Genomic DNA, 6449 nt, shown 5'->3' with positions numbered 1-6449 from the left:
GTGACTTGAATAAGTCACGATGCCTGTCTAAATAAATGTCACGGCTACTCATGCCGGTTAAAAGTGTATTTGAGGAGTTCATCACAATGAAGCAGACAGCACAGTTTTTCTTAACTGATGTTTTTGTTGTTTCACTGGATGCTGCTCTTGATAACGCTGTACACACTGCAAAATATTTCTGCGCAAACGCCTGACGGCCGCAGTCTTTTTCAAAATCTTTCTCTTCATCTGTCCCGTGAACGTACCGGTCTGATCGGGCGTAACGGCACCGGTAAATCAACTCTATTGCGTATCATAGCGGGCGAAACAGCACCGGCCAGTGGTTCGCTGACCAGTCATGCCAAACTCGGCTTCCTGCATCAGAATACGAATGAAGCGCATGAAACGATTGCCGACTTGTTTGGTGTGACGGCGCAACTGGCTGCGCAGGCGCGTATTCTGGCAGGTGAAGGCAGCGACGATGATCTGGATGATGCGGACTGGACATTGGAAAGCAGGATTGAGGATGCGCTCTCCCAAATGGGACTGCCAAAACTCAGCGCGCAAACGCAGTTGGATAGTTTGAGCGGCGGGCAGAAAACCCGTGCCGCTCTGGCTGCCCTGATTTTCCACGAGCCGGATCTGATCTTGCTGGATGAGCCGACCAACAATCTGGACATGCAGGGGCGTGAGGCTGTGCTGCATCTGCTGCGCAACTGGCGTGGCGGGGCGCTGGTGGTCAGCCATGACCGCACATTATTGCGCGAGATGGACCGGATTATTGAGCTGACGCCGATTGGTGTGTCGTCTTATAGTGGTAACTGGGATTTTTATGAGACGCGCAAAGCGGAAGAACTTGCCGCTGCCCGTCATGATCTTGCTGTGGCTGAAACAGCTGTCAAACAGGCGGAGAAACAGGCGCGGCTCATCAGGGAACGGCAGGAGAAACGAGATTCTGCCGGTAAGAAATCCCGTTTCAGTGCAGGCCAAAGCAAATTGCTGCTGGATGCCAGAGAAGATCGCGCACAGGCAACCGGCGGGCGTAATAATCAACTGGCGCAAAAGCAGGCAGAAAGCAGCCAGCAGGCACTGAGCGAGGCGCAGAGCAAGTTTGAGCGGCTGATCCCGCAGAATTTTGGCCTCGGCAATCTCAGTCTTGCCACAACGAAAACGGTACTCGTTGCGGAATATCTGACAATGGCTTTTAATGGTCACCAGCCGTTATTTCAGGATTTGTCTTTGCAGATTACAGGGCCGGAGCGCATTGCATTATGCGGGCCGAACGGATCAGGAAAAACGACTTTGCTGCATATATTGGCGGGAAAGCTGACACCGCAGCAGGGCAGCGTACAATATTATGTCCGTCATGCCATGTTGGATCAGCATGTGAGCCTGCTGGATGATGATCTGAGTATCAGGGATAATTTCAAGCTTCTGCAACCTGAAGCTACGAACAATGATTGCCGCGCCGCGCTGGCGCGCTTCATGTTCCGTGCGGATGCGGCTTTGCAAAAGGTTGGAGAACTCAGCGGTGGTGAGAGGCTGCGGGCAGGTTTGGCCTGTGTGCTGGGTGGTGTTCAGGCACCGGAACTGCTCATCCTTGATGAGCCAACCAATCATCTGGATATTGTCGCACTGCAATCAGTGGAAACGGCGCTCAATGCCTATGAAGGCGCATTGCTGATTACCAGCCATGATGAGGTGTTTTTGAACGCAATCGCACTTACGCGGCGTATCGAATTGCCGCTTTAAAGCATGTCAGGCAAAGCCGGAGATGCTTTAATCGGAAAAACGGGATGACAGCTTGTCGATCTGCTCGACCATCTCATTCAGATTATTGCTGATATGCAGATAGAGCGAAGCGGCAAGCTCCGGATATTCTTCCAGAATGCGGTGGAAGATGGAGCGGCTGAGACGGATGACTTCGGTTTCTGTATCGGCGACGGCGCCGGTCAGACGACTGGTCTGTGCAATCAGTGCCATTTCACCCAGTACTGAACCGGTGCTGATTGAGCGCAGATTGACGCGTCCCTGCTTGCCTTCATGAAAAAGGGTAATGCTGCCGCTGACAACAATATAGGCGCAGTCAGCACTTTGCCCTTCATGAAACAGTTCCCTGCCGGTACGCAGAACCATGCGTTCTGCGCCAAAGGCAAGCAGCCGCAGGTGCTGAGCCGAGAAGGCCTCGAAAAGGCCAATCGTACTCAGGAACTGAATGTCATCATCGAGCGCCATATGTCTCTTTCTTACACATAATCCTTATTCCGGAACCGGTTCCCGCTCGGGAATAATCGTGTCCTGTTCCGGAAGAATTATGCTGTAACCCAAATTACCGAAAAATATCTAAAGTTTTCGATAAAATCATCTTTTATGCAGAATATTAAGCAGCCCGGACAGAATGAATGCCGGGCTGCCTTCATTCTCAGGGAACCAGCTTATACCCGCCGCTTTCAGTAATCAGCAGGCTGGCATTGGACGGATCCAGTTCGATTTTCTGACGCAGGCGATAGACATGGGTTTCCAGCGTGTGCGTGGTAACGCCGGAATTATAGCCCCAGACTTCTTCCAGCAAGACATCGCGTCCGACCACACCACCGGCGCGGTACAGGAATTTGATGATTGCCGCTTCTTTTTCAGTGAGGCGGATTTTATCGCCTTTCTGGTCAAGCAGCAGCTTCTGGCTTGGTTTGAATGTATAAGGCCCGACGATAAAGGTCGCGTCTTCGCTCTGTTCATGCTGGCGCAGCTGCGCGCGGATGCGGGCAAGCAGCACGGCAAAACGGAACGGCTTGGTCACATAGTCATTGGCACCGGACTCAAAGCCCAGAATGGTGTCGCAATCCGTATCGTGACCGGTCAGCATGATGATCGGTGATGTAAAACCACCGGCACGCAGCTGTTTGACGGCATCACGGCCATCCATATCCGGCAGGCCGACATCCATAATCAGCAGGCTGATATTATTTGCCCGTGCGGTCTGAATTGCTTTGCCGGCAGTATCTTCCTGCAGGATCTGAAATTCAGGATGAAGTGACAGCTGGTCGATCAGGATGGAACGAAGATCCTCATCATCATCAACGATCAGAAGTGTATGGGCGATCATATCTGCCTCATTCGGTTTCAAAAACGGGAGCTGAACATCAGCAAGATGGGTGATTTATGACATTTAACGAAGAAAAACTAAAGAGAGGTCAGATGAAACAAAATTTACCTTATAAAATACGCCTTTAATGCTGCTTTTAAGCGATCTGACATCAGTTTATGGATGTGAATAAAATTAGCTGTGTAAATATATGACATGGGAAATGATTCTCTGGTGTTTCCAGAGCGTTACCGGAAAATAGCATACAAAACCGGTCCGGAGGGGGCCTATACATATGATACTCGGCAGAGAAGCAAAGCAAAGCGGCCTGATGCAGGGCGACACAGGCAGAAAGACATCCCGCACGATTAAAGTTATGGATGTTCATGTGCGTCCCGGGCATCGCAGTCAGGGTTATCTGGTTGCCGGACCGCTGGTGCTGCGCTGTGCTTTGGGCAAGGGCGGCGTGTCCTCCCGCAAGCGCGAAGGGGATGGTGCAACGCCTTTGACGCAGATGCGTCTGCTTTACGGATATCGCCGACAGACACCGGTGATCGGGGATCAGCCGGCAACAGCATTGCGCTTTCGGGCTACGCAGCCACAGGATGGCTGGTGTGATGCCGCCAATGACCGCAATTATAACCGGCCGGTCGCAGCCACCTATCAGCGCAGCCACGAGAAGATGTGGCGCAAGGATGAGCTCTACGATATTTGCGTGGTCATGGACTGGAATATTACCGAGCGCAAAAAAGGCTGCGGCAGCGCGATATTTTTCCATCTTTCACGGGAAACCTATACGCCGACAGAAGGCTGTATTGCCCTGAGCCGTCGCGACATGATGCGTTTATTACCGCATCTTTCGGGAGATACGGTTATCCGTGTGCGACGCGGCTGATTTATCTCACATTCATGTCGCGGGCAGATACATGATTTGTCTGAGCGTATCGAAAATCTTCGGATGAACGGACTGGGCAACATTAAAGCGCATGAACCGGCTGCATGTCTGTGACTGGCTGAAAATATTACCGGGAGCCAGAACGATATTGTGATCCAAAGCGCGTCTGGCAATCATGTCGCTGTCCACACCCTCCGGCAGATCATCCGGCAATTGCGCCCAGAGAAACATGCCGCCAACCGGCTCACACCAGAGCTTGAAGCCTGCATTAAGAAGCTTCTGCCGCGTCCGTGTCTGACATTCTGCCAGCCGGACGCGGATTTTCTCAATATGGCTGCGGTAGCTGCCGTCTGTCAGCAACTGATAGATGATCTGTGAAGACAGCGCATTGCTGGCGAAGTTGGTCGCCAGTTTCATGTCGGTGAGATTTTCCAACCAGTCAGGACGCGCGGCAATATAACCGGTGCGCGTGGCCGCTGACAGGGATTTGGAGAAGCTGCCAATATGGATCACCCGTTCCAGACCGTCGAGTTCTGCTAAGAGCGGTGGCGGATTCTGATGAAAATCTGCAAAAATATTATCCTCAACCAGAATCAGATCATGCTGTTCGGCGAGTTTGAGCAGGCGGTGTGCCGTTGCCGGCTGTATGGTGGCACCGGTCGGATTGTGAATGCCGGAATTGCAGAGATAGAGTTTTGGCCGGTATTGGGTGCAAAGGCGTGCGAAGCTTTCCAGATCAGGGCCTTGCGGTGTGTAAGGCACGCCGACAAGATTGACGCCCTGCGCCAATAACAGGCCACGGAAATTGAAATAACACGGATCATCAATCAGCACCGTATCACCGGAACGGATAAAGGTACGGCAGATCAGATCAAGCGCATTGGTGCCGGAATCGGTGAGCAGGATTTGTGACGGGGCTGCTGTAACGCCCTGTTCACGAAGACGGGTGCTGAGCAACTGGCGTAGCAATGGCAGGCCGAGCGGTTCGTCATATTCCGATATATTCGATGCAGGGTTGCGGGCGATCTGGCGCAAAGCGCGGCGGATGGCTTCTTCCGGCAGCCAGTCTGACGGCAGCCAGCCGCAACCCGGTCTGAAGGTAGTTTCTGTATTGCTCAGCGATTGGCGCATCACCCAATAGGGATTGATATTGCGGTTATGAGTGTCTGCAAAATCCGAGCTGATGAGTGGCGGATGATTTTTCTCAGCGACATAAAAACCGGCACCGCGCCGTGCCTGAATAATGCCTTCAGCCACCAGCCGGTCATAGGCCTCCACCACTGTGGATTTGGATATGGACATGGTTTCCGAAAGGCGTCGGATGGAAGGCAGACGCGCGCCCGGCATCAGGCTCATGGCGCTGATACGGTCGCGGATGATTGTCATCACCTTCTCAACCAGCGTTGTCGCTTCCAGAATTTCCTGACTGACGGAAAGCTGATCAGCCGTATCGCTTGCTGTTTGCAGCGCGTCCGGCGCTGTATATCCGGAATGATAAGTCATCTGTATCTCCGAATTGAGCAGTACAGTTTGTTTAAATTGTACTGAAATTGTATCTGACAATTTTGCCTGTGTATCAATATTTATCGCGAAATACGCAATAAATTTCGAGAATATGTGAAAATGAATAAGCAAGCGGATAGCCAAAGTGCTGGCTGGATCAGCGGTTTTATAGGTGTTTTAATTTTCAGCGGCTCTCTGCCTGCAACGCGTTTGGCTGTCTTGCAGATTGATCCGGTTTTTCTGACAGTGCTACGGGCGACCATTGCCGGTCTTTTGGGCGGCGCTCTGTTGCTGGCATTTCGCGAGAAATTACCGACGCCATCTGAGCTGATTTCACTCGCTCTGGTTTCAGGCGGTGTTGTGGTCGGGTTCCCGTTATTTACGGCTTTGGCCTTGCAATATGTGACCTCTGCCCATGCAATTGTCTTTATCGGTCTGCTGCCGCTCAGTACGGCAATTTTTGCGGTGTTGCGGGGAGATAGCAATCCGTCATGGCGGTTCTGGATGTTCTCGCTGGCGGGCAGTGCAGCGGTGGCATTTTTTGCCTTGGCGAAAGATCAGTCGGGCGGTGAATTTTCGCTCTATGGCAATGTGATGATGCTGTTGTCGATCATTGTCTGCGGCTATGGCTATGCGGAAGGTGCGCGGCTGTCCCGCACGATTGGTGGTTGGCAGGTGATCTGCTGGGCGCTGGTATTGGCGCTGCCGGTAATGCTGGTGCTGGCTGTCGCATTGCGGCCGGATAATTTTGCGGGTATTGAAGTGCCTGCATGGCTGGGTGTGGGATATGTGTCGCTGTTCAGTATGCTGATCGGCTTTTTCTTCTGGTATCACGGGCTGGCACTTGGCGGTGCGGCAGGCGTGGGCCAGTTGCAATTATTGCAGCCGTTTTTCGGTCTCGCTCTGGCAGCTTTTGTGCTTGGCGAACCGGTGAGCATCGCGATGATGGCGGTGGCATGTGTTGTGGGGATGTGTGTTGCCGGAGCTGAG

The 6449-nt window shown here is 52.5% G+C and carries 6 protein-coding genes; 3 read left to right on the top strand and 3 right to left on the bottom strand.

The annotated features are described in order from the left end of the window. Positions 1–138: 138 nt before the first annotated feature. Positions 139–1731, top strand: coding sequence for an ABC-F family ATP-binding cassette domain-containing protein (locus A918_RS0103610; protein WP_033315852.1), 1593 nt, complete (start codon positions 139–141; stop codon positions 1729–1731). Positions 1732–1758: 27 nt separating this feature from the next. On the opposite strand, the gene A918_RS0103605 is transcribed toward A918_RS0103610, so the two are convergent. Continuing rightward, positions 1759–2214 (bottom strand): cyclic nucleotide-binding domain-containing protein, encoded by a 456-nt coding sequence (locus tag A918_RS0103605; protein WP_022709734.1) that lies wholly within the window; start codon positions 2212–2214, stop codon positions 1759–1761. A 187-nt stretch (positions 2215–2401) separates the two neighbouring features. Next, positions 2402–3082, bottom strand: coding sequence for a response regulator transcription factor (locus A918_RS0103600; RefSeq protein ID WP_028233341.1), 681 nt, complete (start codon positions 3080–3082; stop codon positions 2402–2404). 310 nt (positions 3083–3392) lie between these two features. Here A918_RS0103600 and A918_RS0103595 point away from each other — a divergent pair, with 310 nt between their 5' ends. Next, positions 3393–3956, top strand: coding sequence for a L,D-transpeptidase (locus A918_RS0103595; RefSeq protein ID WP_028233340.1), 564 nt, complete (start codon positions 3393–3395; stop codon positions 3954–3956). Positions 3957–3968: 12 nt separating this feature from the next. On the opposite strand, the gene A918_RS0103590 is transcribed toward A918_RS0103595, so the two are convergent. Next, positions 3969–5342 carry a PLP-dependent aminotransferase family protein gene (locus A918_RS0103590; protein ID WP_238481757.1) on the bottom strand — a complete coding sequence of 458 codons (1374 nt, stop codon included), beginning with the start codon at positions 5340–5342 and terminating at the stop codon, positions 3969–3971. Positions 5343–5579: 237 nt separating this feature from the next. Between A918_RS0103590 and A918_RS0103585 the strand changes: the two genes are divergently transcribed. Beyond that, on the top strand, positions 5580–6449 hold an 870-nt coding region (locus A918_RS0103585), incomplete at its 3' end, for a DMT family transporter (protein WP_022709730.1).

The organism is Pseudochrobactrum sp. AO18b (assembly GCF_000409565.1).
Lineage (GTDB): Bacteria > Pseudomonadota > Alphaproteobacteria > Rhizobiales > Rhizobiaceae > Pseudochrobactrum > Pseudochrobactrum saccharolyticum.
This window is presented reverse-complemented; position numbering and strand designations above follow the sequence as displayed.

What these genes read in the sequence shown, in the direction of transcription:
- A918_RS0103610 (WP_033315852.1), top strand. Translation starts at nt 139, where the DNA reads ATGCTGCTCTTGATAACGCTGTACACACTGCAAAATATTTCTGCGCAA.
- A918_RS0103605 (WP_022709734.1), bottom strand. Translation starts at nt 2,214, where the DNA reads ATGGCGCTCGATGATGACATTCAGTTCCTGAGTACGATTGGCCTTTTC.
- A918_RS0103600 (WP_028233341.1), bottom strand. Translation starts at nt 3,082, where the DNA reads ATGATCGCCCATACACTTCTGATCGTTGATGATGATGAGGATCTTCGT.
- A918_RS0103595 (WP_028233340.1), top strand. Translation starts at nt 3,393, where the DNA reads ATGCAGGGCGACACAGGCAGAAAGACATCCCGCACGATTAAAGTTATG.
- A918_RS0103590 (WP_238481757.1), bottom strand. Translation starts at nt 5,342, where the DNA reads ATGACAATCATCCGCGACCGTATCAGCGCCATGAGCCTGATGCCGGGC.